Here is a 1185-nt window from a genome sequence, read left to right as displayed (position 1 = left end):
GGCGTACTTGAAGATCAGCATGAGCAGCGTGACCGTGCTGTTGTCCGGCCCCCCGCCGGTCATGACGTAGGGCTCGGTGAACACTGCCGATGTCGGTCAGCGTCTGCCCGGCCCGGTACATGCGGGCGGCCTCGGCGGGGTCGACGGTACGGCGGGCGAGGGCGGGGGAGTGATCGTGCTCAGTCACGGCGCGGGAAGCTAGCAGGCGCATCCCTTAACGTCATATGGGCCGCTGGACTGCGCAAACACGACGATCCCCGCCCCCGGGGGCGCCTCGGGGGCGGGGATCATCTCCTGGTGGTTCAGCTCTCAGCCGGGACCGGCTGACCGGGCGGCACACCGGCCGGGCCGTCGAGCTCGTCCTCGAACCCGATCCGGACCCGGCGGGCGAACAGGGTCAGGGTGACGGCGGTCGCCTCCTGGGCTCCGGCCGTGACGGTGACCTGCGAGTCGCGGGGGAGGTACACCGGCTGGCCGTCGATGACGACCTTGTGAGGGATGTTGATGGTGTGGCCCTGGGTGCGCTCGCCTGGCGGCACGTCCGGACCCTTGCCGTAGATGTCGATGCTGACCGCGTGCTCAGGCGGCAGCTCGGGCAGAGGCGGCGCAGGTGGAACCGCGTCCACCAGGATCTCCTCCTCGTCGGCGCCCACCTCGCACATGCCTTCGGCGGCCTCCTCGGGGAACTCCTCGGCCGGGATCTCGATGTCGTTCACGTACGGAACCTCCAGGCGGGTCAGGCGGCGGTGGTGGCGTGACCGGCCGCGACGAGCGCCTCGCCGAGGGCCTGGCCGCCACCGGCCGGGGTCAGGGTGGCCAGGTAGCGGCCGTACCGCTCCTTGCGGTCGCGGAACGTCCGCGCCAGGAAGCCGGGCCCGTGTTCGGCCACCCATGCGCGGGTGAACGCCGCGGCGTCCTCCCCTTCGGGGGTGCCGAGTTCGGGCGCGTACACGCCGGCCAGGCGGGCGCGGATTTTCGTGCTGATGCCGAACCCGAGATCGACGGCCAGGTCGAGGGTGTCGCCGTCGACCACCTTGGCCACGGTGGCGGCGTACACGTACAGGTCCGGGCCCGGTGCGGCCGCGGTGGGCTTGTGCTTGACGCAGCGGCAGTAGGCCGGGTGCTTGGCTGTGGCAGCGCCCGCCCCCGCGCGGGGGGCGGGCGGGGCGGGGCCCCCCGCCCCGG

At 72.8% G+C, this 1185-nt stretch carries 3 protein-coding genes; all 3 read right to left on the bottom strand.

Going from position 1 to position 1185, the window contains the following annotated elements:
* The coding region (locus ACWCSD_RS52925; RefSeq protein ID WP_449927607.1) for a hypothetical protein at positions 1-187 on the bottom strand (187 nt) is incomplete at its 3' end.
* 115 nt (positions 188-302) lie between these two features.
* Positions 303-716 carry a hypothetical protein gene (locus tag ACWCSD_RS52920; protein WP_449927604.1) on the bottom strand — a complete coding sequence of 138 codons (414 nt, stop codon included), beginning with the start codon at positions 714-716 and terminating at the stop codon, positions 303-305.
* 20 nt (positions 717-736) lie between these two features.
* Positions 737-1185: thermonuclease family protein (locus ACWCSD_RS52915; protein ID WP_449927601.1), on the bottom strand; the 449-nt coding region annotated here is incomplete at its 5' end.

This window comes from Nonomuraea sp. NPDC001684 (assembly GCF_053596515.1).
This window is presented reverse-complemented; position numbering and strand designations above follow the sequence as displayed.